The sequence below is a fragment of the Leucobacter sp. HNU genome (assembly GCF_047946755.1).
In the GTDB taxonomy this organism is placed as follows: Bacteria; Actinomycetota; Actinomycetes; order Actinomycetales; family Microbacteriaceae; genus Leucobacter.
Genome location: NZ_CP178837.1, coordinates 494,875 through 518,439 on the forward strand (window position 1 = coordinate 494,875; position 23,565 = coordinate 518,439).

Here is a 23,565-nt window from a genome sequence, read left to right on the forward strand (position 1 = left end):
GCACGGCTAGGCTGGTCGCGTGACCCGACATTTCCTGCGCGATGACGACCTGAGCCCGGCCGAGCAGCGGGAGGTCCTCGACCTCGCCGCCCGACTGAAGCAGGACCGGTTCGCGGAGCGACCGCTCGAGGGTCCGCGCACGGCGGCGGTGATCTTCGACAAGACTTCGACCCGCACCCGCTTCAGCTTCGCGACCGGCATCGCCGACCTGGGCGGCTCCGCCCTCATCGTGAACCCGGGAGAGGCGCAGCTCGGCGTGAAGGAGACGATCTCCGACACCGCCAAGGTCATCTCGCGGATGGTCGACCTGATCGTGTGGCGCACCTTCGAGCACGCGGGGCTCGAAGAGATGGCCGAGCACTCGCGGGTGTCCGTCATCAACGCGCTCTCCGACGACTTCCACCCCTGCCAGATCCTCGCCGACCTCCAGACGATCCGCGAGCGGAAGGGCGAGCTCGCGGGTCTCACCGCTACCTACGTCGGAGACGCCGCGAACAACATGGGGCACTCCTACCTGCTGGGCTTCGCGACGGCGGGAATGCACATCCGCGTCGCCGGGCCTGCGGGATACCATCCCCGCGCCGACATCATCGCCGAGGCCGAGTCGATCGCCGCGCGCACGGGCGGCAGCGTGACCGTGCTCACCGACCCGGCCACCGCGGTCGCGGGGGCCGACGCGGTGATCACCGACACGTGGGTGTCGATGGGGCAGGAGAGCGAGAAGGCCGAGCGCATCGAGACGTTCGGCGCCTACCGCGTGACTCCGGAGCTGATGGCGCAGGCGAAGCCCGACGCCGTCTTCCTGCACTGCCTGCCCGCATATCGCGAGTACGAGGTCGCCCCCGAGGTGATCGACGGCCCCCAGAGCGTGGTGTGGGACGAAGCAGAGAACCGTTTGCACGCGCAGAAGGCGCTGATGACCTGGCTGGTGAAGGAAGACGCATGACCGAGAACACGAACCGCGCCGCAGAAGCCGGAGCCCTCTGGGGCGGACGCTTCGCCAGCGGCCCCGCACCCGCGCTCACCGCGCTGTCGAAGTCGACCCACTTCGACTGGGCGCTCGCGCAGTACGACATCCGCGGATCCCGCGCGCACGCTACGGCGCTCGCCGCGGCGGGCTACCTCGACGACGACGAGCTGAAGCGCATGCGCGACGCGCTCGACGAGCTGTCGAGCCGAGTCGCCGACGGGGCGTTCCTGCCCGGCGACGAGGACGAGGACGTGCACTCCGCGCTCGAGCGCGGCCTGATCGACATCGCGGGCGTGCAGCTCGGCGGCAAGCTCCGCGCGGGCCGCAGCCGCAACGACCAGATCGCGACGCTCGTGCGCCTCTACCTGCTCGACCACGCCGACGCGATCCGCAGCCTGCTGCTCGACCTCGTTGGCGCGATCCTCGACCAGGCGCTCGCGCACCCGGACGCGATCCTGCCCGGCCGCACCCACCTGCAGCACGCCCAGCCCGTGCTCCTCGCGCACCAGCTGGCCGCCCACGCCTGGCCGATCGTGCGGGATCTCGAACGGCTGCGCGACTGGGCCGGCCGAGCGAGCGCCTCGCCCTACGGCGGGGGAGCGCTCGCGGGATCCTCGCTCGGGCTCGACCCCCGGCTCGTGGCGGCGGAGCTCGGCCTCGGCGACCCGCTCGAGAACTCGATCGACGGGACCGCCGCGCGCGACGTGGTCGCCGAGTTCGCCTTCATCTGCGCGCAGATCGGCATCGACCTCTCCCGCTTCTCGGAGGAGATCATCCTCTGGAACACGAAGGAGTTCGGTTTCGTCCGCCTGCACGACGGCTATTCGACGGGGTCGTCGATCATGCCGCAGAAGAAGAATCCCGACATCGCCGAGCTCGCGCGCGGCAAGTCCGGCCGCCTCATCGGCAACCTGACCGGCCTGCTCGCGACCCTCAAGGGCCTCCCGCTCGCCTACAACCGCGACCTGCAGGAGGACAAGGAGCCGGTGTTCGACTCGGTCGCGCAGCTCGAACTGCTGCTGCCCGCCTTCACCGGCATGGTCGCGACCATGAGCTTCGACACCGAGCGCATGGCCGAGCTGGCGCCGCAGGGCTTCTCGCTCGCGACCGACGTCGCCGAGTGGCTCGTCAAGCAGGGCGTGATCTTCCGCGATGCCCACGAGATCTCGGGCGAGCTGGTGCGCTTCTGCGAGGAGCGCGGACTCGAACTGCACGAGCCGAGCGACGAACAGCTGAGCCAGGTTTCCACGCACCTCACTCCGGGAGTGCGCGACGTGCTCACCATCGAGGGCTCCGTCAACTCGCGCACCGGCGCCGGCGGCACCGCGCGCGTGCGCGTCGATGAGCAGCTGGCGCGTCTCGCCGAGCGGATCGGCGAGTTCCGCAGCGCCTGACGCGGGACCGACCACGACGCGGCGCGGGGATCCGAGACTTCGGATCCCCGCGCCGCGTCGTTTCGTGTCAGCCGGCGACCGAGCTGCGCAGCAGCGGGCGGGTAGCGAGCAGCGCGCCCCAGACGACCAGGATCCCGACGCCGATCGTCGACAGCGTCACGACGAGCGTCAGCGGTGCGAGCACCAGGGCGATCCCGAGCAGCGGGAACAGCAGGATCCCGGAGAGCGCCGCCGACCCGACGGAGGCGAGCAGGAGCGGCAGCATCGTCGCCTTGCGGCGCGCGGCGTCCTGCACGGCGAGGGGCGTCCCCATGATGTCGAGGGAACGGGCGACGTCGCGCCGGTCGAGGATCTGCGCGGCCTGGTTCACCCCGACCGAGCACGCGACCATGAGGAACGTGCCGATGACGATGATGACGATGCCGGTGCGGATGTCGCCGAGGAGGAACTGCTCGGGTCCGGTCGTCGGGCCGCCCTCGCTCTCGGCCTGGCTCATGATGGCGAGACCGGATCCGGCGAACACGGCCATGAAGCTCGACATGGCCACGCCGGAGACCTGGCGCCAGGCGGCGCGGGGCGATTCGAGCACCTGCCGCGCGGCGATGAGATCGGCGGGGCGCTGGGCGCGCTTGACCTTGCCGCGGCCGAAGAGCGAGAGCACCCAGGCGCCGATGAGGTCGATCGCGAGGAGCGCGATGCCGAAGGCGACCCCCACGCCCGCAATGAGCGCGAGGGCGCCTCCGAGCTGCCCGAGACCGCCGAGGTTGTTGACGACGAGTGTCGCGATGAGGATCGCGCCGACGGCGACGAGCGCCTGCACCCACGGTACCTTCGGGGCGCTCTGCTTCAGCGCGACGCCGAGCGGCGAGATGATCACCCGGCGCAGGCTGGCGATCGCGCTCACGGTCGCGACGAGCACGACCCCCAGCACGAGCAGGCCCGAGGCCCACAGCGGCAGAGCGACGCCCTCGGCACCGAGCGCCTGTCCGCGGAAGTGGATCAGCCCGATGAGCGGCGACACCGCGTAGGCGAGCCCCGCGCCCAGCACGGCTCCGACGAGCGCGATCCCCGCCGCCTCGACCACCGCGAGACCGGCGGTGCTGCGACCGGTCGCTCCGAGCAGACGCAGGATCGCGAGCCGTTCGTCGCGGCGACGGGCGGAGAGCCGAGCCGCGGCCGCCCCCAGCGAGAGCAGCGGCACGATGAGGAGCACGAGCGCGATGACCGCGAAGACCCAGTAGAGCGCGGCCATCTCGTCGGTGTAGCCCCAGAACGTCTGCGCGCCGCCGAGCACGATCGCGAGCAGCGAGGTGACGCTGAGGAACGCGACCGCGGGGAGCACGAGCGCGCTCGAGCCCTGCCGGCTCGGGCGGGAGAGGAGCGGCAGTACCCGGAGGATCACAGCGCCGCCTCCGTGAGGCGGTCGGCCACGATCCGTCCATCGCGCACCGTGACGATCCGCTGGCAGCGCGCCGCGACCGAGGGATCGTGGGTCACCACGACGAGCGTCCGACCTCGGCCGACGGTCGATCCGAGCAGCGCGTTCATGACCTCGTCGGAGGTGCTCGAATCGAGGGCGCCCGTCGGCTCGTCGGCGAACACGACGCGAGCGCCGGTCACCTGCGCGCGGGCGATCGCGACGCGCTGCGCCTGTCCGCCGGAGAGCTCGCCGATCCGGCGGTCCTCGAGCCCGGCGAGACCGAGCGCGGCGAGCCACTGCGCGGCCGGGCCGATCGCCTGCTTGCGCGGCGTTCCGTTGAGCATGAGCGCGAGTGCCACGTTCTCGACCGCGGTGAGCTCGGGGACCAGCAGGCCCTGCTGGAACACGAAGCCGAAGTGCTCCCGGCGCAGGCGGCTGCGGTCGGTATCGGAGAGGGCGCTGATCTCTGAGCCCGCGTAGTGGACGGTGCCGGTGTCGGGAGTGCGGATCCCGGCGAGCGCGTGCAGCAGGGTGGTCTTGCCCGATCCCGATGCTCCCATGATCGCGGTGGCCGTGCCCTCGGCGAAGGCGATGGAGACGCCGTCGAGCGCCCGGGTCGGTCCGTACTGCTGGGTGAGGCCGGCGGCCTGCAGGATCGTGTTCGTCATGAGATCCAGCCTCGTCGAGCGGCTGCGACGGCGGATCGACCCGCGGTGCCGACCCTGTGGCACCGGGGTCTGACTCGGCTAGGGTCTGGGACATGCGCACGATTCCGGACTCTCTCGACCCGCGAGCCGTCGCGGGGATCGACGCGCGTCTCGCCCTCGTGGAACGCGAGCACGGGGTCCGGATCCCGTGGGCGATCGAGAGCGGCAGCCGTGCGTGGGGCTTCCCCTCCCCGGACAGCGACTACGACTGCCGGTTCCTCTATGTGCGGGCGTCCGACGACTACCTGTCGCTGTGGCCGGCCCGCGACGTGATCGAGACGCCGCTCGACCGGGTGTTCGACGTCAACGGTTGGGACCTCGCGAAGGCGGTCAAGCTCATCGCGAAGGGCAATGCGGCGGCGCTGGAGTGGTTGCGATCGCCCATCGTCTACGCCGGGGACCCGGCGTTCCGCGACCGGCTGCTCGGGCTCGCCGACGAGATCGTCGCGCGCGAACTGATCGAACGTCACTACCTCCATGTCGGCAGGCAGCAGCTGGGCTCCGGGACTTCGCTCAAGCGCTTCTTCTATGCGCTCCGGCCGGCGGCCGCGCTGCGCTGGCTCGCCGACCACCCGGAATCCGCGCTGCCTCCGATGGATCTGCCGACCCTGATCGCCGAATCGTCGGTGGGCCCCGACATCGCGGACGCGGTCGCGGAGCTGATCGCGGCCAAGGCGGTCACGCGCGAGCTCGGGGACGCAGCACGCCCTGCGGCCCTGGTCCGCTTCACGGAGCAGGAGCTCGACCGCGCCGGACGGCGCGACGCGGTGCTCGACGGTCCGGAGCGCGGAGCGCGGTGGGACGAGGTACGGGCGCGGGCCGATGCCTGGTTCCTCGACGAGCTCCGTGCCGGGAGCCGGACCACCCGCTGAACCCGGTACGATGGCGAGCGTGACTGCAGTAGACGAGCGCGCCGAGATCCTGGCGGCCCAGCGCAACGACGACAGCTTCGAGACCCTGTGGGACGAGCTGGAGTGGCGCGGACTGATCCACGTCTCGACCGATGCCGGGGCCCTGTCCGAACTCTTCGAGGGCGCCCCGTTCACCTATTACTGCGGCTTCGATCCGACGGCCCCCAGCCTGCATCTCGGCAACCTGGTGCAGCTGCTCCTGCTGCGCCGCATCCAGCTGAAGGGGCACAAGCCCCTCGGGCTGGTCGGCGGGTCGACCGGTCTCATCGGCGACCCCCGCCCCACCGCCGAGCGCACGCTGAACAGCCGCGACACGGTGGCGGAGTGGGTCACGCGCCTGCAGGGGCAGGTGTCGCGCTTCCTGTCGAGCGAGGGCGACAACGCGGTGCGTCTCGTCAACAATCTCGACTGGACCGCCCCGCTGTCGGCGATCGACTTCCTGCGCGAGGTCGGCAAGCACTTCCGCGTCGGCACCATGCTCAAGAAGGACGCCGTCTCGGCACGGCTGAACTCCGAAGAGGGGATCAGCTACACCGAGTTCAGCTACCAGATCCTCCAGGGCTTCGACTTCCTCGAGCTGTTCCGTCAGTACGACTGCAAGCTGCAGTCGGGCGGCAGCGACCAGTGGGGCAATCTGACGAGCGGCACCGACCTCATCCGCAAGGTCGAGGGGCAGTCGGCGCACGCCATCGGCACCCCGCTGATCACGAACTCCGACGGCACCAAGTTCGGCAAGAGCGAGGGCAACGCGATCTGGCTCGATGCCGAGATGTGCTCGCCCTACACCTTCTACCAGTTCTGGCTTAACCAGGCCGATGCCGATGTGATCGACCGGCTCAAGGTGTTCACCTTCCTGTCGCGCGCCGAGATCGAGGACTACGCGCGCCAGGTCGCCGAGGAGCCCTTCCGTCGCGCCGCGCAGAAGCGCCTCGCGCTCGAGGTGACGACCCTGGTGCACGGATCGGCCGCCGCGCAGGGGGCGATCGACGCCTCCGAGGCGCTGTTCGGCCGGGGCGATCTCGCTTCGCTCGACCTGCAGACCCTGACCGGCGCGCTCGGAGAGCTCAAGACGGCCGAGGCCGAGGCCGGTGCGGCGATTGTGCAGCTCATGGTCGACGCGGAACTGGTGGGCAGCCTGGGCGAGGCCCGTCGCGCGATCGCGCAGGGCGGCGTCTACGTCAACAACGTCCAGCTCGCCGCCGATGACGCGGTGCTCGCGGAATCCGATCTGCTGCACGGCCGCTTCGCCGTGCTGCGTCGCGGCAAGAAGACGCTGGCCGGCGTTCGGCTCGCGCAGGGCTGATCGTCCGGAGGACCCCATGCGGATCGCACTGATGCAGGCGGAGGCGTCTCCGCTCGATCCCGAGCGCAATCTCTCGGCGATCGATGCGGCCGCCGCCGATGCGCTCGAACTCGGTGCCGAACTGCTGCTCGTGCCGGAGCTCTTCGTGACCGGGTACGTTCCCCGCTCGCTCGCGAGCTGGCTGACGCCGGAGCGCGTCGCCGAGTTCCCCGCGGAACTGTCGCGGATCGCGGCTGCGCGCGGGATCGCGGTGGCAGCCGGCTTCCCGGCGGCGCGGATGGACGGCGGCTTCTCGATCGCCGCCGGGCTCTGGGACCGCGGGGGAGCGGAGGTGCTCCGCTACGAGAAGGTGCACCTGTGGGGCGCCGAGGAGCGCCTCGCCTTCGTCGCGTCCGACGCGGAGCCGCGCATCGCCGAGTGGAACGGCCGTCGGGTCGCCTTCCAGATCTGCTACGACATCGAGTTCCCGGAACCGGCGCGTGCGCTGGCGACGCGCGGTGCGGATCTGCTGCTGGTCCCGACCGCCATCGACGGCGAGTCCGACTACGTGGCCGAGGTGCTGGTCCGCGCTCGGGCCGCGGAGAACCGCATCGTGGTGGCGTACGCCGACCACGCGCGTTCGGTCGATGCGCCGGTCGAGGATCCGACGGCCGGATTCGCCGGGCTCAGCACCGTGGCCGGCCCGGAGGGCGCGGTCCTGGCGATGGCCGGTCGGGGAACGGAACTCCTGCTCGCCGATATCCCGGAGCCGGCCGCCCCTCGACCGAGCGCCGCCGACTACCTGGCGGATCGACGCCCGGACGTCTACCGCAGCTGGTCCTGAGATACGACTTCTCGGGCCTGCGACACCCGGATCCGCGGAAACTCAACGGGACACGCGCGGGATGACGTGTGGTGTTGCGGGTGGGGTGGGGTGCGCGTAATGTATTCCCTTGTCAGCGCGACAGTGCGGGACGCGGAAGCGGCTCGGGCGGTTAGCGCGGATGGATCCCTCTGGATCATCGAAACCCCGACTTGTTGTGTCGGCAGGCGCGGTGCTAGAGTGAGGATCCGCTTCTTACCACTACCGGGTGGTTCTGGTTCTTTCGGGGGCTGGGGTTCTGCAGGGCTGTTGTCGTGTGGGTGCTGGTGCTGGCTCGTTTGGGTTGGTTGCTGGTCTGGTTTTGGTGTGGTAAGTTGGAGAGGTTGTCTTTCGGAAAGCTTTGGCGAGTACGGGGGGCGTCTGGTCCTTGAGAACTCAATAGTGTGCACTTGATTGTCAAATGCCAATTTATTATCCCGTCCACTCGCGCCTTTGGGTGTGGGTGAATGGCGATTCCTTTTGGACAAATTGAACGTCAGTAATGATGTTTGTTTTTGTCAGGTCAAACTCGCAGGCTGTCGGCTTATTCCGCTGGTGGTTCTGCATTTGTTTCTTTACGGAGAGTTTGATCCTGGCTCAGGACGAACGCTGGCGGCGTGCTTAACACATGCAAGTCGAACGATGAAGCCCAGCTTGCTGGGTGGAAGAGTGGCGAACGGGTGAGTAACACGTGAGTAACCTGCCCCGAACTCTGGGATAAGCGCTGGAAACGGCGTCTAATACTGGATATGTCCCATCACCGCATGGTGTGTGGGTGGAAAGATTTATCGGTTCGGGATGGACTCGCGGCCTATCAGCTTGTTGGTGAGGTAATGGCTCACCAAGGCGACGACGGGTAGCCGGCCTGAGAGGGTGACCGGCCACACTGGGACTGAGACACGGCCCAGACTCCTACGGGAGGCAGCAGTGGGGAATATTGCACAATGGGCGCAAGCCTGATGCAGCAACGCCGCGTGAGGGATGACGGCCTTCGGGTTGTAAACCTCTTTTAGTAGGGAAGAAGCGAAAGTGACGGTACCTGCAGAAAAAGCACCGGCTAACTACGTGCCAGCAGCCGCGGTAATACGTAGGGTGCAAGCGTTGTCCGGAATTATTGGGCGTAAAGAGCTCGTAGGCGGCTTGTCGCGTCTGCTGTGAAAACCCGAGGCTCAACCTCGGGCCTGCAGTGGGTACGGGCAGGCTAGAGTGCGGTAGGGGAGATTGGAATTCCTGGTGTAGCGGTGGAATGCGCAGATATCAGGAGGAACACCGATGGCGAAGGCAGATCTCTGGGCCGTAACTGACGCTGAGGAGCGAAAGCATGGGGAGCGAACAGGATTAGATACCCTGGTAGTCCATGCCGTAAACGTTGGGAACTAGATGTAGGGACTGTTCCACGGTTTCTGTGTCGTAGCTAACGCATTAAGTTCCCCGCCTGGGGAGTACGGCCGCAAGGCTAAAACTCAAAGGAATTGACGGGGGCCCGCACAAGCGGCGGAGCATGCGGATTAATTCGATGCAACGCGAAGAACCTTACCAAGGCTTGACATATACGAGAACGGGCCAGAAATGGTCAACTCTTTGGACACTCGTATACAGGTGGTGCATGGTTGTCGTCAGCTCGTGTCGTGAGATGTTCGGTTAAGTCCGGCAACGAGCGCAACCCTCGTCCTATGTTGCCAGCACGTTATGGTGGGAACTCATGGGATACTGCCGTGGTCAACACGGAGGAAGGTGGGGATGACGTCAAATCATCATGCCCCTTATGTCTTGGGCTTCACGCATGCTACAATGGCCGATACAAAGGGCTGCGATACCGCGAGGTGGAGCGAATCCCAAAAAGTCGGTCTCAGTTCGGATTGGGGTCTGCAACTCGACCCCATGAAGTCGGAGTCGCTAGTAATCGCAGATCAGCAACGCTGCGGTGAATACGTTCCCGGGCCTTGTACACACCGCCCGTCAAGTCATGAAAGTCGGTAACACCCGAAGCCGGTGGCCTAACCCTTGTGGAGGGAGCCGTCGAAGGTGGGACTGGTGATTAGGACTAAGTCGTAACAAGGTAGCCGTACCGGAAGGTGCGGCTGGATCACCTCCTTTCTAAGGAGCACTCGGAACCCTACGGGGTTCCGCAGAATGGCCAGATCATCACCGAACGTGTGATGCTGGCCGCTCATGGGTGGAACATTCGACAAGACAAGTCTTGATTTTCGTCGCCTGTGCTAGTACGCAGCGTCTTCCTCGTGGAGGGGCTGTTGGAACGCATGGGTGGGGGAGGTCGAGGCTTCCAGGTGCATACTATTGGGTCCTGGAGGACCAGCCGGCTACGCCCTTTTGGGGTGTGGGTGACTGGGTCTCTGACCCTCGTCCGTAAGACGTGTTGCTTGCGGGGGTGGGATCGACCGTACGTTGAGAACTACACAGTGGACGCGAGCATCTTCGAACCAGTACTTGTACTGGTTCTTGAGCTGGACATCGCCTTCGGGTGGTGTCTGCTCACTGGTCAAAAATTTGCTCATGCTGGCCCGTTGGGTTGGTGTGAGCGTTTCTGATACTTATGTGATTTCAAGTTTCGAAGAGCAAACGGTGGATGCCTTGGCATCTGGAGCCGAAGAAGGACGTCGTAATCTGCGATAAGCCTCGGGGAGTTGATAAACGAGCTGTGATCCGAGGATTTCCGAATGGGGAAACCCCGCCAGGGCGCGTGCGTGCCTGGTGACTCCCGCCTGAATATATAGGGCGGGTAGAGGGAACGTGGGGAAGTGAAACATCTCAGTACCCACAGGAAGAGAAAACAACATGTGATTCCGGGAGTAGTGGCGAGCGAAACCGGAAGAGGCTAAACCTAGCGTGTGTGATACCTGGCAGGGGTTGCACGTTGGGGGTTGTGGGACATGCCGTGAGACGCTGCTGAGTCTCGAGCGTGAGAGTGAAGCTATAGGAGAACGCCTTGGAAGGGGCGGCCGGAGAGGGTGAGAGCCCCGTATCTGAAATGGTTTTACCGCGTGGTGTGTATCCCAAGTAGCACGGGGCCCGAGAAATCCCGTGTGAATCTGTCAGGACCACCTGATAAGCCTAAATACTCCCAGATGACCGATAGCGGACTAGTACCGTGAGGGAAAGGTGAAAAGTACCCCGGGAGGGGAGTGAAATAGTACCTGAAACCGTTTGCTTACAATCCGTTGGAGCACCCTTGTAGGTGTGACAGCGTGCCTTTTGAAGAATGAGCCTGCGAGTTAGCGATATGTGGCGAGGTTAACCCGTGTGGGGTAGCCGTAGCGAAAGCGAGTCTGAATAGGGCGGTTCAGTCGCATGTCCTAGACCCGAAGCGAAGTGATCTATCCATGGCCAGGTTGAAGCGACGGTAAGACGTCGTGGAGGACCGAACCCACTTAGGTTGAAAACTGAGGGGATGAGCTGTGGATAGGGGTGAAAGGCCAATCAAACTTCGTGATAGCTGGTTCTCTCCGAAATGCATTTAGGTGCAGCGTTGCGTGTTTCTTGCCGGAGGTAGAGCTACTGGATGGCCGATGGGCCCTACAAGGTTACTGACGTCAGCTAAACTCCGAATGCCGGTAAGTGAGAGCGCAGCAGTGAGACTGTGGGGGATAAGCTTCATAGTCGAGAGGGAAACAACCCAGATCACCAACTAAGGTCCCAAAGCGCGTGCTAAGTGGAAAAGGATGTGGAGTTGCTGTGACAACCAGGAGGTTGGCTTAGAAGCAGCCACCCTTGAAAGAGTGCGTAATAGCTCACTGGTCAAGTGATTCCGCGCCGACAATGTAACGGGGCTCAAGCACGCCACCGAAGTTGTGGCATTCGTACTGAGGCAAGCCTTCGTGGTTCAGCCGTATGGATGGGTAGGAGAGCGTCGTGTGGCGAGTGAAGCGGCGGAGTGATCCAGTCGTGGATGCCACACGAGTGAGAATGCAGGCATGAGTAGCGAAAGACGGGTGAGAAACCCGTCCTCCGGAAGACCAAGGGTTCCAGGGTCAAGCTAATCTGCCCTGGGTAAGTCGGGACCTAAGGCGAGGCCGACAGGCGTAGTCGATGGACAACGGGTTGATATTCCCGTACCGGCGAAGAACCGTCAAACGCTGATCCAGGAGTGCTAAGCAGGTGAAGCATCCTTTGAGCCTTCGGGTTCTGTGGGTGTGGAGGTTGCGAACCCGATCTGGTGAGGTGAGCGTATTAACAGGTGTGACGCAGGAAGGTAGCTGGTCCCGGGCGATGGTTGTCCCGGGCTAAGCATGTAGCCCGTCTCTGAGTAATATTTAGAGGCTTTGGGTGAGATGTGATGGGGACCCGTATGGGGAAGTCAGTGATCCTATGCTGCCGAGAAAAGCATCGACGCGAGGTTTTAGCCGCCCGTACCCCAAACCGACTCAGGTGGTCAGGTAGAGAATACTAAGGAGATCGAGAGAATCGTGGTGAAGGAACTCGGCAAAATGCCCCCGTAACTTCGGGAGAAGGGGGGCCATCCGCTTATACCAACTTGCTTGGGAAAGGGTGTGGTGGCCGCAGAGACCAGTGGGAAGCGACTGTTTACTAAAAACACAGGTCCGTGCTAACACGCAAGTGGACGTATACGGACTGACGCCTGCCCGGTGCTGGAAGGTTAAGAGGAGAGGTTAGACTTCGGTCGAAGCTTTGAATTTAAGCCCCAGTAAACGGCGGTGGTAACTATAACCATCCTAAGGTAGCGAAATTCCTTGTCGGGTAAGTTCCGACCTGCACGAATGGCGTAACGACTTCCCAGCTGTCTCCACCATGAACTCGGCGAAATTGCATTACGAGTAAAGATGCTCGTTACGCGCAGCAGGACGGAAAGACCCCGTGACCTTTACTACAGCTTGGTATTGGTATTCGGTGTGACTTGTGTAGGATAGGTGGGAGACTGTGAAGCGGGCACGCCAGTGTTCGTGGAGTCATTGTTGAAATACCACTCTGGTCATTCTGGATATCTAACTACGGACCCTGATCGGGTCTTGGGACAGTGCCTGGTGGGTAGTTTAACTGGGGCGGTTGCCTCCCAAAAAGTAACGGAGGCGCCCAAAGGTTCCCTCAACCTGGTTGGCAATCAGGTGGCGAGTGTAAGTGCACAAGGGAGCTTGACTGTGAGACTGACAGGTCGAGCAGGGACGAAAGTCGGGACTAGTGATCCGGCAGTGGCTTGTGGAAGCGCTGTCGCTCAACGGATAAAAGGTACCTCGGGGATAACAGGCTGATCTTGCCCAAGAGTCCATATCGACGGCATGGTTTGGCACCTCGATGTCGGCTCGTCGCATCCTGGGGCTGGAGTTGGTCCCAAGGGTTGGGCTGTTCGCCCATTAAAGCGGTACGCGAGCTGGGTTTAGAACGTCGTGAGACAGTTCGGTCCCTATCCGCTGCGCGCGTTGGAAATTTGAGAGGATCTGACCCTAGTACGAGAGGACCGGGTTGGACGAACCTCTGGTGTGCCAGTTGTTCTGCCAAGGGCATGGCTGGTTGGCTACGTTCGGGATGGATAACCGCTGAAAGCATCTAAGCGGGAAGCCGGCCTCGAGATGAGATTTCCGTACACCTTGTGTGTGTGAGGCTCCCAGTAGACGACTGGGTTGATAGGCCAGATGTGGAAGCGCCGTAAGGTGTGGAGCTGACTGGTACTAATAAGCCGATGACTTGATTTACACTTTCAGAATTTCCTGTTGTGATTGTTCGCGTCCACTTTGTGGTTCTTGACGTACGGCCAAGGACCCTGCCGCCAGCCCTTCTTGTGGGGGTGTGGGTGGTGATGGTTTTGGTATGTCAATAGAGTTACGGCGGTTATAGCGTCAGGGAAACGCCCGGTTACATTCCGAACCCGGAAGCTAAGGCTGACTGCGCCGATGGTACTGCACTCGGGAGGGTGTGGGAGAGTAGGACACCGCCGGACCCCTTTTCATGAGGAGGCCGTTCAGAAGGAGACACCAGTGATGGTGCCACCTTCTGGGCGGCCTTTTCTATTATTGGCGCGTGGAAGGCACGCGCAGGCACGAGGAGGCCACATGAGCAACGACCGCAATAACGACCGCGGCGACCGTCGAAACGACGGAGACCGGGGCAACCGCGGCGACCGCAACGGCCGGCGCGACTTCGGGTCTCGCGACTTCGGCTCGCGCGGCTCCTCCTCATCCAGCCGCGACGGCTCCCGCGGCCCCAAGCGAGGTGACGGCCCCCGGAGTGGCGGCCGAGATGTTGGTGCCCGCTTCGGTGACCGGCCCGCACCGCGCCAGGACCGTCATGGTCGCGACGACCGCGCCGACCGTCCCCGGTACGACGGTGCCGGCCGCAAGCCCTTCCGCGACGACGACCGTCGGCCCCGGCGCGACGACGACCGTCGCCCGCGCCGTGACGACCGCGGCCAGGGGAGCGTTCGTTCCGTGAGGATCGTCCGCGTCGCGACTTCGGCGATCGGCCGCGTCGCGATGATCGTCCGCAGGGCGATCGCCAGTTCCGGGGTGACCGTCCGCGTCGCGACGACCGCGGCCAGGGGGAGCGTTCGTTCCGTGAGGATCGTGCCCGTCGCGACTTCGGCGATCGGCCGCGTCGCGACGATCGTCCGCAGGGCGATCGCCAGTTCCGGGGTGACCGTCCGCGCCGCGACGACCGCGGCCAGGGGGAGCGTTCGTTCCGTGAGGATCGTCCGCGTCGCGACTTCGGCGACCGCCCGCGTCGCGATGACCGTCCGCACGGCGACCGTCCGTTCCGGGGTGACCGCCCCCGCCGCGACGACCGCGGATCGAACGACCGCTTCGACAACGCCCGCGGACGCGGCGGAACCCGCGGTGGCGGCCGCAGCGATCGCGGCGGTGCCGACCGCGAGTTCACCGAGGCCGAGCGGCTGCAGCACTCGCTGCGTCCCGTCCGCGCCGAACACGAGGATCCCATCATCCCGGACGACATTCGTCCGAACGACCTCCACCCCGCCGCGCGGAACGAGCTCAAGACCCTCCAGGTCGAGTTGCAGGAGCGCGTCGCGCGTCACCTCGCCATGGTGGCGCTCCTGATCGACACCGACCCGGCGCTGGCGCACGAGCACGCGCTCTCAGCCAGCCGCCGCGCCGGCAGGATCCCCGTGACCCGCGAAACCCTCGCGATCACCGCATACCGCAACGGCGATTTCGCTCTCGCCCTCCGGGAACTCCGCACCTACCGTCGCCTCACCGGCTCCGACGCGCACCTGGCACTCATGATCGACTGCGAGCGCGGCCTCGGACGCCCGCAGAAGGCGCTCGAGACAGGGCTCGAAGCCAAGGACGCCGAGCTCGACATGGAACAGCGCGTGCACGTCGCCATCGCGATGTCGGGCGCGCGGCTCGATCTCGGCCAGACGCAGCAGGCCCTGTTCGAGCTCGAGATCCCCGAACTCGACCCGAAGCGCGCCTACTCCTGGAGCCCCGAGCTGTTCGGCGCCTATGCGACCGTGCTCGAGGACCTCGGCCGCGAGGCCGAGGCCGCAAAGTGGTGGGCCAACGCCGAGCGTGCCGCCGGTGCCCTCGACGACCACTTCGGAGCTCGCGACGAGCTCGAGGTCTTCGAAGTGTTCGAGCACGAGGGCGCCGACGCCGACGCGGATGCCTCCGCCGAGGCCTCTTCCGAGGCAGAGGCGCCCGAAGGTGCCGAAGACGAGGCCGCGCCCGCCGAGGATGCGCCCACAGTCGACGCCGACGAGGCGCCGGCCGACGACGCGCCGGCCGAAGACGCGCCGGCCGACGACGCGGGCGAGGCACCCGCGGCGGAGTCCGGACGGTGAGCCTCTTCGGGCGCCGCGTCGCGACCACGGGGCCAGCGCCGATCGAGGGGCGCGAGCTGCTGCTCGCGGACCTCGACGGCGTGGTCTACCGCGGCGAGGGCGCGATCCCCGGCGCGGTCGCGGCGCTGAACCGGGGTGCCGCGCAGCTTCCGCTCGGCTACATCACCAACAACGCCGCACGCACCGACGAGGCCGTGGCGGAGCACCTGCAGCGACTCGGCCTGAACGCCGAGGCCCACGAGATCGTGACCTCCCCACAGGCGGCAGTCGCGCTGCTGCAGCGCACCGTCGCCCCCGGCGCTCGGGTGCTCGTGGTCGGCGGGGAGGGGATCGAGCGCGAGCTCCAGCGCGCCGGTTTCGAGATGACGCGCAGCGCCGACGACCGGCCCGACGCCGTGATCCAGGGCTTCGCCCCGCACGTCGGCTGGGAACACCTCGCCGAAGCCGCATTCGCACTCGCCGAGGAGCCCGGTCGCGAACCCATCCCGTGGATCGCGACGAACACCGACTGGACGATCCCGGTCGCCCGGGGCCTCGCGCCCGGCAACGGAACCCTCGTCTCGGCCGTGCACACCGCGGTCCAGCGCCTCCCGGTGTTCGCGGGCAAGCCCGAGACCCCGATCTTCGAGACCGCGTTCGAACGCTTCGGGACGCGCAACGCGCTGATGATCGGCGACCGGCTCGACACCGACATGGCCGGCGCCCAGGCCGCCGGGATCCCGTCGCTGCACGTGCTCACCGGAGTCGACCGGCCCAAGCAGCTCGTCGCCGCCACCCAGAACATGCGCCCCGACTTCATCGTCGCGAGCCTCGACGAGATGTTCGAGCCGTACCCCGAGACGCGCACGCTGAAGGACGGCACCGTCGTCGTCGGCGATGCGAAGGTCCGCATGGACGCGCACGTGGCCGAGGTCGTCGCCGAGGGCACCGATCCTCTGAACCTCCTGCGCGCGGGCTGCGCCGCGATCTGGGCCTCCGGGCTCGCGATCTACGGACTCAAGGTGCCCGAGATCCTGTACGCCGACCACTGGCGCTGACCCCGCCGAAGCGGCGACCGGATCGGCGCACGCGCAGCGCGCACCCCGCCCGGTACCACGAGGCCCGGTGGGGCCGATCCTCGGATCGGCCCCACCGGGCCTCGCTGTGTGTCCGGGCCCCGGCGGCCTAGGCCTGGCCGGTCGCCGTGAGCACGACGAGCAGCACGTTGAGGGCCACGATCGCGACCGTGATGAGGATCGCGACCAGCTGCAGGGGAACCCGGTTCGCGAATCCGCCCATGTCGGACTTGCGGCTGGTGAGCCAGACGAGCGGGATCAGGGCGAAGGGGATGCCGAGCGAGAGGACCACCTGGCTCACGATGAGCGAGAGCGTCGGGTCGATGCCCAGCCCGAGCACCAGCAGCGCCGGGACGAGCGTGACCGCGCGTCGCAGCAGCAGCGGGATGCGGATGTTGATGAGCCCGGCCATGATGTCGGCGCCCGCGTATGCGCCGACCGAGGTCGATGCGAGGCCGGAAGCGAGCAGGCCGATGCCGAAGATCACGCCGATGGCAGGGCCGAGGTGAGCGCTGATCGCGGCCGCAGCCCCGTCGATCGTGTCGGTGCCGTCGACACCGGGGAGCGCGGAGGCGGCGAGCAGCAGCATCGCGATGTTGACGCCGCCGGCGACGACGAGCGCGAGCGCGACGTCCCAGCGGGTTGCGCGGAGCAGCCGGCGCACGACACCCGGGTTCTCGGACGTGCCGTGGCGATCCCGTGAGAGCGTGGAGTGCACGTAGATGGCGTGGGGCATGACGGTGGCACCCAGCATGCTCGCGGCCAGCAGGACGGTCTCGGGACCCTGGAAGCGGGGGACCATGCCGCCCGCGACCCCGCCCCAGTCGAGCGGGCTGAAGAACAGCCCCGCGACGAAGCCGACGGTGATGATGGTGAGCAGCGCGAGGATCACGAGCTCGAAGCGGCGCTGGCCGCGGCCCTGGATGGCGAGAATGGCGAGCGAGACGATGCCGATGATGATGCCGCCGACCAGCAGTGGAGTGTCGAACAGGATCTTGAGCGCGAGCGCTCCGCCGACGACCTCGGCGAGGTCGGTCGCGATGACGACGACCTCGGCCTGCAGCCAGTAGAGCACCCGGCCCGCCTTCGGCATGCGCTCGCCGAGCAGCTCGGCGAGGCTCTTGCCCGTGACGAGGCCGAGCTTCGCCGACAGGTACTGGACGACGACCGCCATCGCGTTCGCGACGACGAGGACCCAGATGAGGAGGTAGCCGTACTTGGCGCCCGCGGTGAGGTTGGCCGCTACGTTGCCGGGGTCGACGTAGGCGATGGCGGCGACGAACGCGGGACCGAGCAATCGGAGCAGGCCTCGTTCGGGGCGGGCGGTCGTGGTCACAGCGAGAACCTCCGGATCGGTCGACGGCCGGCGCGGATCGCCGGGTGATACGACCATACGCGAGATGAAACTACGTCGCAACGTAGTTATGATTCTGGGCGCAGCGAAAAGCCCCGCGAACGCCGTGTTCGCGGGGCCTTCGCAGAGCGAATCAGTCGGTGAGGGCGGTGGCCCAGACCGATTCGAGGGCGACCTGCCCGAGCGGGAACGACTCCGCGTCGCCGGCGACCGCCACCTCGACGGCGCCGGAGAAGGGCGCGCCGGCGCGCAGCTCGATCTCGGTGCCGATGCCGATGCGGTGGTCCGCGAAGAACTGCAGCAGCGCCGGATCCTCGTCGGAGATCCGCTCGATGCGCGCCAGGCTTCCGGCGGTGAGCGTGCTGAGCAGCACGGCGTCGGGCAGCTCGAGGGTGCCGTCGGCCGCGGGGATCGGATCGCCGTGCGGATCGCGGGACGGATGCCCGAGGTGCACGTCGATGCGGTCGACGAGGAAGTCGGAGACGGCGTGCTCGAGAGCTTCGGCCTCGTCGTGGACCTGGTCCCAGCGGTAGCCGAGCACCTGCACGAGGAAGGTCTCGATCAGCCGGTGCCGCCGCACCATGGCGAGTGCGAGCTCGCGTCCTTCCTCGGTGAGCGAGACGGAACCGTAGCGCGCGTGGTCGATCAGGCCGAGGTCGGCCAGGCGCCGGACCGCGTCGGACGCGCTCGAGAGCTTGACGCCCGCCTTCGCCGCGAGCGTCGACGGAGTCACCGGGGCGTCCGACCACTCCTGCAGGCTCCAGATCGCCTTGAGATAGTTCTGGTTGCTGGCCGAGAGCGTGGAGACGGACATGCCTCGAAGGGTATCAACTCGGGGCGGCGGTACGCTTGGTCCATGAGTCCCGAGGAGATCCCCGAGCCGGCGCAGGAGTTCGCGAGCGCGGGCGATGACGGCCTGCTGGACCGCGCGGCGCTCGTCGAGGCGCAGCCGCTCGCGGAGCGGGCGGCCGGATTCGACCAGATCGCGGAAGAGCTGCTCGCCGAGCTGCAGCGCAGCGACCACGAGGGCGCCGGTGCCTGAGGGGATCGCGAACAGCGCGGTCTGGGCGGGTGCGCCGGAGCGCCTCGACCGGGTGCTCCCCGAGCTGGGCCTGGCGCGCTCCCGCAGCCGCGCGGCCGAGCTGATCGCCGCGGGCGAGGTACGGCTCGACGGTCGGGTCGCGACGAAGGCCGGTGCGCGCGTCGGCAGCGGCGCGACGATCGCGGTCTCGGGCGCGGACCGGTACGTCAGTCGCGGCGCGCACAAGCTCGTCGCCGGCCTCGACCGCTTCGGCGTCGATGCCGCCGGCCGACTCGCCCTCGACCTCGGTGCGTCGACGGGCGGGTTCACCCAGGTGCTGCTCGAACGAGGCGCCCGCGAAGTGCTCGCGGTCGATGTCGGGCACGACCAGCTCGTGCCCGAGCTGCGCGCGGACCCGCGCGTGCGCGCGGTGGAGGGGTGCAATGCCCGCGAGCTCACCGCCGAGGGCCTCGCCGCAGACACGGGCGTCGCCGAGGCCCCGACGCTCGTCGTCGCCGATCTCTCCTTCATCTCCCTCACCCTGATCCTGCCGGCCATCGCCCGGGTCGCCGCGCCGCTCGCGGAGCTCGTCCTGCTGATCAAGCCCCAGTTCGAGGTCGGACGCACCGGCATCCGCGACGGCATCGTGGTGGATCCTGCGCTGCGCGCCGAAGCGATCCGCACGGTCCTCGGTTCGGCGGCCCGGAACGGCTTCGCGGTGCGCGGACTGGCGCATTCGCCGATCGCCGGTTCGCACGGCAACCGGGAGTTCCTCGTGCATCTCTCGCGCGGCGGCGACGCGGATCCGACAGAATGGGAGGCACGGATCGACGAGCTCGTCTCGGAATCCATCGACTGACCGGAGCGCACCGGAACCCCCGACAGGAGGCGACATGAGCCGAGCCGACGCGGCCGACCGCCGCATGCTCGTGGTCTCGCACACCGCGAAGCGCGAAGCCATCGAAGCGACGATCGAAGTGGTGACGGCGCTGCGGGCCGCCGGGGTCACTCCCGTGATGGCCCCGGCGGACCGCGCCGAATTCGCTCCCCATCTCCCGCTCGACCGAACGGCGGAGCTCGGCGTCGAGGCCGAGGTCTCGGGGCTCGAGATCGCGATCGTGCTCGGGGGCGACGGCACGATCCTGCGCGCCGCCGAGCTGGTGCGCGAGTCCGACTGCCCGATCGTCGGCGTCAACCTGGGGCACGTCGGCTTCCTCGCCGAGATGGAGCGGCACGATCTCGCATCCACCGTCGAGCAGGTGCTCGCCGGCGACTACACGGTGGAGGAGCGCGTGACCCTCGAGGTCCGCGCCACGCTCGACGGCGCGGTCATCGCCGAGACCTGGGCCGTCAACGAGGCCAGCGTCGAGAAGCGCCAGCGCATGCTCGAGGTCGCGGTCGGCGTGGACGGCCTCCCGCTCTCCTCCTTCGGCTGCGACGGGGTGGTGCTCGCGACCCCGACCGGCTCCACCGCATACGCCTTCTCCGCGGGCGGGCCCGTCGTGTGGCCCGGCGTGCAGGCCATGCTGCTCGTGCCGATCGCGGCCCACGCGCTCTTCAACCGGCCGCTCGTCGTCGGACCGGACTCGGTGCTCACCGTCGAGATCCTGCCGCAGAGCGTGGGCGAGGGGTGCTCTGGTGCGACGGCCGTCGACGCTCGGAGTTGCCCTCCGGCTCGGTCGTCGAAGTACGGCGGTCGGCGCGGCCCGTGCGTCTGGCCCGACTCGACGAGGCCGTCTTCACCGACCGCCTCGTCAACAAGTTCAATCTGCCGGTGACGGGCTGGCGCGGACGCAGCGGAGGAGAAGCGTGATCGAAGAGCTCAGGATCCGCGACCTCGGAGTGATCGGCGACGCGACCCTCGCGCTGGGAGCGGGGTTCACCGCGATCACCGGAGAGACCGGGGCCGGGAAGACGATGGTCGTGAGCGCGCTCGGCCTCCTCATGGGCGGCCGCAGCGACGCGGGCGCGGTGCGCTCCGGCGCCGCTCAGGCTCGCGTGAGCGGGCTCGTCCGCACCGACGACCCGCAGGTCGTCGACCTGGTCGACGAGGTGGGCGGATCGGTCGAAGAGGGCGAACTGGCCCTCACCCGCACGGTCAGCTCCGAGGGACGCAGCCGCGCCAGCGTCGGGGGAGCCGCGGCTCCGGTCGGCGCCCTCGGGCGCCTCGCCGAGCGGCTGTTCGCCGTGCACGGCCAGTCCGAGCAGCTGCGCCTGCGGAGCCGGTCGGCGCAGCGCGAGACCCTCGACCGCTTCGGCGGCGCCGAGGTAGCCGAAGCGCTCGCCGCCTACCGCGAGCTGCACGAGGAGCGGGCCGCGCTCTCGGCCGAGCTCGCCGAACTGCGCGCGGCGCACGATGCCCGTGCTGCGGAGGCGGTCCGCCTGCGCGAGGACCTGGACGAGATCGCCGCGCTCGATCCGCAGCTCGGGGAGGACGAGGAGCTCCGTACCCGCATCGAGCGGCTCAGCAATCTGGAGGCGCTGCGCGCGGCGAGCAGCGCGGCCGCGCGGGCCCTGGCCGGCGACGGCGACGATCCCTACGACCGCGACGCGACGGGCCTCATCACCGAGGCCCAGCAGGAGCTGGAACGGGTGGCCGCGCACGATGAGCGTCTGGCCGCAGTCCTCGAAGCGCTGCGCGGCATCGGGTTCCAGCTCGCCGATGCGACTCGCGAGCTCGGGGGGTACCTGAGCGACCTCGACGAGGACGGGCCGGGCGAGCTCGAGCAGGCCAACGAGCGCCTGTCGGCGCTCAACGGCGTGATCCGCCGCTTCGGGGGCGGGCTCGCCGAGGTGCTCGAGATCGCCGGGACCGGTGCCCTGCGTCTCGCCGAGCTCGACGGCGACGACGAGCGCGTCGAGGAGCTGGACGCGCGGCTCGCGCGGCTCGCCTCCGAGGAGCGCGCGGCTGCGGATCGGCTCTCCGAGCTGCGCCGTGCGGCCGCGGGCGAGCTCGGCGAACGGGTCTCCGCGGAGCTCCGTCATCTCGCGCTGCCCGACGCGGAGTTCTCGGCGCTCGTCGAACCCGGCGAGCTCGGGGGAGCGGGTGCGGACGAGGTGACGTTCCTGCTCCGCTCGCACTCCGGGGCCGAGCCCCGCCCGCTCGCGAAGGGTGCCTCCGGCGGCGAGCTCTCGCGCATCATGCTCGCGCTCGAGGTCGTGGTCGCGGCGACCGATCCGGTGCCGACCTTCGTGTTCGACGAGGTCGATGCCGGGGTCGGCGGTGCCGCGGCGATCGAGATCGGGCGGCGGCTCGCGCGACTTGCGCGCACCTCCCAGGTGATCGTCGTGACCCACCTGGCGCAGGTCGCGGCGTTCGCGAACAACCACCTCCAGGTCGTCAAGGACTCCTCCGGCGGGTTCACCGAGAGCAGCTGCCGTCGGCTCGACGGCGAGGAGCGGCTCGGCGAGATGGCGCGCCTGCTCTCGGGGCTCTCGGACTCGTCGAGCGCGCTCGAGCACGCCGCCGAGCTCCTCCAGCTCGGACGCGAGGCCTAGCCGTTCCGACGTCGGCGCCGGCTGCTACGCTCCCTGCATGAGCAAGATGCCCTGGCGGCGCAGCCGACCCGCGGAGCGCCCGAGCGCCTCCACCAGCGCGAGCGAGGCGGCCGAGCGCGCGCACCTGCTCGATTCGCATCCGCAGGTGGTGCACGCCGACATCGAGCAGATGGACTCCGAGACCCGCCAGATGTATCGCGACGCCCGCACTGCGGCGATCGAGACCCGCGAACAGGAGGCGCGCGAGAAGCGGACCCGCGAATTCGTGGTGCGCGCACCGTTCCAGCTCGGCTTCGTCATCACCCTCGGCGTGCTCGCGGCGCTGCTCTTCGGCGCCATGATCAGCGAGCTGACGACCATCATCATGTACGTGGTGGGCGCGCTCTTCATCGCGCTCGGCCTCGACCCCGTGGTGCGCTGGCTCGAGCGGAAGGGCATCCGGCGGCCGCTCGGCATCGGCATCGTCTTCGGAACGTTCATGCTGGCCGTCGCCGGCATCATCGCCATCGTCGTCCCGATGCTCTCCAACCAGATCGCCCAGCTCGTCCGCAGCGCGCCGAGCTACTTCATCGGCATCTCGAGCGAGCCCTGGTTCCACGACCTGAAGGACCGCTTCAAGCAGTTCGTCGACTTCGATGCGCTGCTCAAGACGGGGCATGACTTCGTGGGCAAGCCCGAGAACTGGGCGCAGGTGGTCGGCGGCGTGTGGCAGGCCGGCATGGGCATCGCAAACGGGCTCACCGCCGCGATCATCGTCCTGATCCTCAGCCTCTACTTCCTCGCATCGCTGCAGGCGATCAAGCGCGGCTTCTACACGCTCGTGCCGCGTTCGGGGCGGGCGAAGGTCATGGACATCACCGAGCAGGTCACCAAGTCCGTGGGCGGCTACGTCAACGGAATGGTGATCCTCGCGCTCATCAACGCCGTGCTCGGCTTCATCATGATGACCATCGTCGGGGTGCCGTTCGCGGGCCTCGTGGCCGTCGGCGTCTTCTTCCTCGCGCTCATCCCGCTCGTCGGGTCGCTCATGGCGACCGTGCTCGTCGCGGCGGTCGCGCTGTTCAACTCGCCGGGCGCCGCGCTCGCGGCAGGCATCTACTACCTCATCTACATGCAGATCGAGGCGTATCTCCTCACCCCGCGCATCATGAACCGCGTCGTGTCCGTGCCGGGGTCGCTGGTGGTCATCGGGGCCCTCGCGGGCGGTACCCTGCTCGGCCTCATGGGAGCTCTCATCTCGATCCCGGTGACCGCGATGGTGCTGATGATCGTGAAGCAGGTCTGGGTGCCGCGCCAAGAGCTGCACTGATCCGTCGGCGC

General features: G+C 67.5%; 16 protein-coding genes, 3 rRNA genes and 1 pseudogene. 15 read left to right on the forward strand and 5 right to left on the reverse strand.

Annotated elements, in window-relative coordinates; genetic code table 11:
• Positions 1–19: 19 nt before the first annotated feature.
• Entirely contained in the window at positions 20–946 is a 927-nt protein-coding gene (gene argF, locus AB3K78_RS02385) for an ornithine carbamoyltransferase (protein ID WP_416445851.1), read from the forward strand.
• Positions 943–2,364, forward strand: a complete 1,422-nt coding sequence (gene argH / locus AB3K78_RS02390) for an argininosuccinate lyase (RefSeq protein ID WP_416445853.1) — start codon at positions 943–945, stop codon at positions 2,362–2,364. Before argF ends, argH begins: the two co-directional genes overlap by 4 nt.
• Positions 2,365–2,431: 67 nt before the next feature.
• On the opposite strand, the gene AB3K78_RS02395 is transcribed toward argH, so the two are convergent.
• On the reverse strand, positions 2,432–3,766 hold the full coding sequence (locus AB3K78_RS02395; RefSeq protein WP_416445855.1) for an FtsX-like permease family protein: 1,335 nt from the start codon (positions 3,764–3,766) through the stop codon (positions 2,432–2,434).
• Positions 3,763–4,452, reverse strand: a complete 690-nt coding sequence (locus tag AB3K78_RS02400) for an ABC transporter ATP-binding protein (RefSeq protein ID WP_416445857.1) — start codon at positions 4,450–4,452, stop codon at positions 3,763–3,765. Before AB3K78_RS02400 ends, AB3K78_RS02395 begins: the two co-directional genes overlap by 4 nt.
• A 92-nt stretch (positions 4,453–4,544) precedes the next feature.
• On the opposite strand from AB3K78_RS02400, the gene AB3K78_RS02405 reads away from it, so the two are divergent.
• The 6 genes from AB3K78_RS02405 to rrf all read left to right on the forward strand — a co-directional run bounded on the left by AB3K78_RS02405 (position 4,545) and on the right by rrf (position 13,457).
• Positions 4,545–5,363 carry a DNA polymerase beta superfamily protein gene (locus tag AB3K78_RS02405; protein WP_416445859.1) on the forward strand — a complete coding sequence of 273 codons (819 nt, stop codon included), beginning with the start codon at positions 4,545–4,547 and terminating at the stop codon, positions 5,361–5,363.
• Between the two features lie 10 nt (positions 5,364–5,373).
• Positions 5,374–6,705 carry a tyrosine--tRNA ligase gene (tyrS, locus tag AB3K78_RS02410; RefSeq protein WP_416445861.1) on the forward strand — a complete coding sequence of 444 codons (1,332 nt, stop codon included), beginning with the start codon at positions 5,374–5,376 and terminating at the stop codon, positions 6,703–6,705.
• Between the two features lie 16 nt (positions 6,706–6,721).
• Positions 6,722–7,528, forward strand: coding sequence for a nitrilase-related carbon-nitrogen hydrolase (locus AB3K78_RS02415; protein ID WP_416445863.1), 807 nt, complete (start codon positions 6,722–6,724; stop codon positions 7,526–7,528).
• A 592-nt stretch (positions 7,529–8,120) separates the two neighbouring features.
• A 16S ribosomal RNA gene (locus AB3K78_RS02420) occupies positions 8,121–9,643 on the forward strand.
• A gap of 463 nt (positions 9,644–10,106) precedes the next feature.
• Positions 10,107–13,212, forward strand: a 23S ribosomal RNA gene (locus tag AB3K78_RS02425).
• A 128-nt stretch (positions 13,213–13,340) separates the two neighbouring features.
• Positions 13,341–13,457, forward strand: a 5S ribosomal RNA gene (gene rrf / locus AB3K78_RS02430).
• Together the 16S, 23S and 5S rRNA genes form the textbook arrangement of a ribosomal RNA operon.
• 345 nt (positions 13,458–13,802) lie before the next feature.
• Here the strand turns inward: rrf and AB3K78_RS02435 are convergent.
• Entirely contained in the window at positions 13,803–14,549 is a 747-nt protein-coding gene (locus AB3K78_RS02435) for a hypothetical protein (protein WP_416445865.1), read from the reverse strand.
• Between AB3K78_RS02435 and AB3K78_RS02440 the strand changes: the two genes are divergently transcribed.
• Both AB3K78_RS02440 and AB3K78_RS02445 read left to right on the forward strand, forming a co-directional pair.
• Positions 14,526–15,317 (forward strand): hypothetical protein, encoded by a 792-nt coding sequence (locus AB3K78_RS02440; protein WP_416445867.1) that lies wholly within the window; start codon positions 14,526–14,528, stop codon positions 15,315–15,317. The two genes, AB3K78_RS02435 and AB3K78_RS02440, sit on opposite strands and share 24 nt — an antisense overlap.
• Positions 15,314–16,354 (forward strand): HAD-IIA family hydrolase, encoded by a 1,041-nt coding sequence (locus tag AB3K78_RS02445; protein ID WP_416445869.1) that lies wholly within the window; start codon positions 15,314–15,316, stop codon positions 16,352–16,354. The genes AB3K78_RS02440 and AB3K78_RS02445 overlap by 4 nt, the downstream gene beginning before the upstream one ends.
• Positions 16,355–16,481: 127 nt before the next feature.
• Here AB3K78_RS02445 and AB3K78_RS02450 read toward each other — a convergent pair whose 3' ends face one another.
• A complete protein-coding gene (locus tag AB3K78_RS02450) occupies positions 16,482–17,708 on the reverse strand; it encodes an Nramp family divalent metal transporter (RefSeq protein WP_416445871.1) in 1,227 nt (408 codons plus the stop codon).
• A 151-nt stretch (positions 17,709–17,859) separates the two neighbouring features.
• Positions 17,860–18,540, reverse strand: coding sequence for a metal-dependent transcriptional regulator (locus AB3K78_RS02455; protein WP_416445873.1), 681 nt, complete (start codon positions 18,538–18,540; stop codon positions 17,860–17,862).
• 42 nt (positions 18,541–18,582) lie between these two features.
• Here AB3K78_RS02455 and AB3K78_RS02460 point away from each other — a divergent pair, with 42 nt between their 5' ends.
• The 5 genes and pseudogenes from AB3K78_RS02460 to AB3K78_RS02480 all read left to right on the forward strand — a co-directional run bounded on the left by AB3K78_RS02460 (position 18,583) and on the right by AB3K78_RS02480 (position 23,554).
• Positions 18,583–18,768: a hypothetical protein gene (locus tag AB3K78_RS02460; protein WP_416445875.1), complete on the forward strand. Its 186-nt coding sequence runs from the start codon at positions 18,583–18,585 to the stop codon at positions 18,766–18,768.
• Complete coding sequence (locus AB3K78_RS02465; protein ID WP_416445877.1) at positions 18,761–19,606, forward strand: TlyA family RNA methyltransferase; 846 nt, start codon at positions 18,761–18,763, stop codon at positions 19,604–19,606. The genes AB3K78_RS02460 and AB3K78_RS02465 overlap by 8 nt, the downstream gene beginning before the upstream one ends.
• Before the next feature lie 34 nt (positions 19,607–19,640).
• A pseudogene (locus tag AB3K78_RS02470) lies at positions 19,641–20,560 on the forward strand (NAD kinase).
• Positions 20,557–22,245, forward strand: coding sequence for a DNA repair protein RecN (gene recN, locus AB3K78_RS02475; RefSeq protein ID WP_416445879.1), 1,689 nt, complete (start codon positions 20,557–20,559; stop codon positions 22,243–22,245). The pseudogene AB3K78_RS02470 and the gene recN overlap by 4 nt, the downstream one beginning before the upstream one ends.
• A 37-nt stretch (positions 22,246–22,282) precedes the next feature.
• Positions 22,283–23,554, forward strand: a complete 1,272-nt coding sequence (locus tag AB3K78_RS02480; RefSeq protein WP_416445881.1) for an AI-2E family transporter — start codon at positions 22,283–22,285, stop codon at positions 23,552–23,554.
• Positions 23,555–23,565 lie beyond the last annotated feature (11 nt).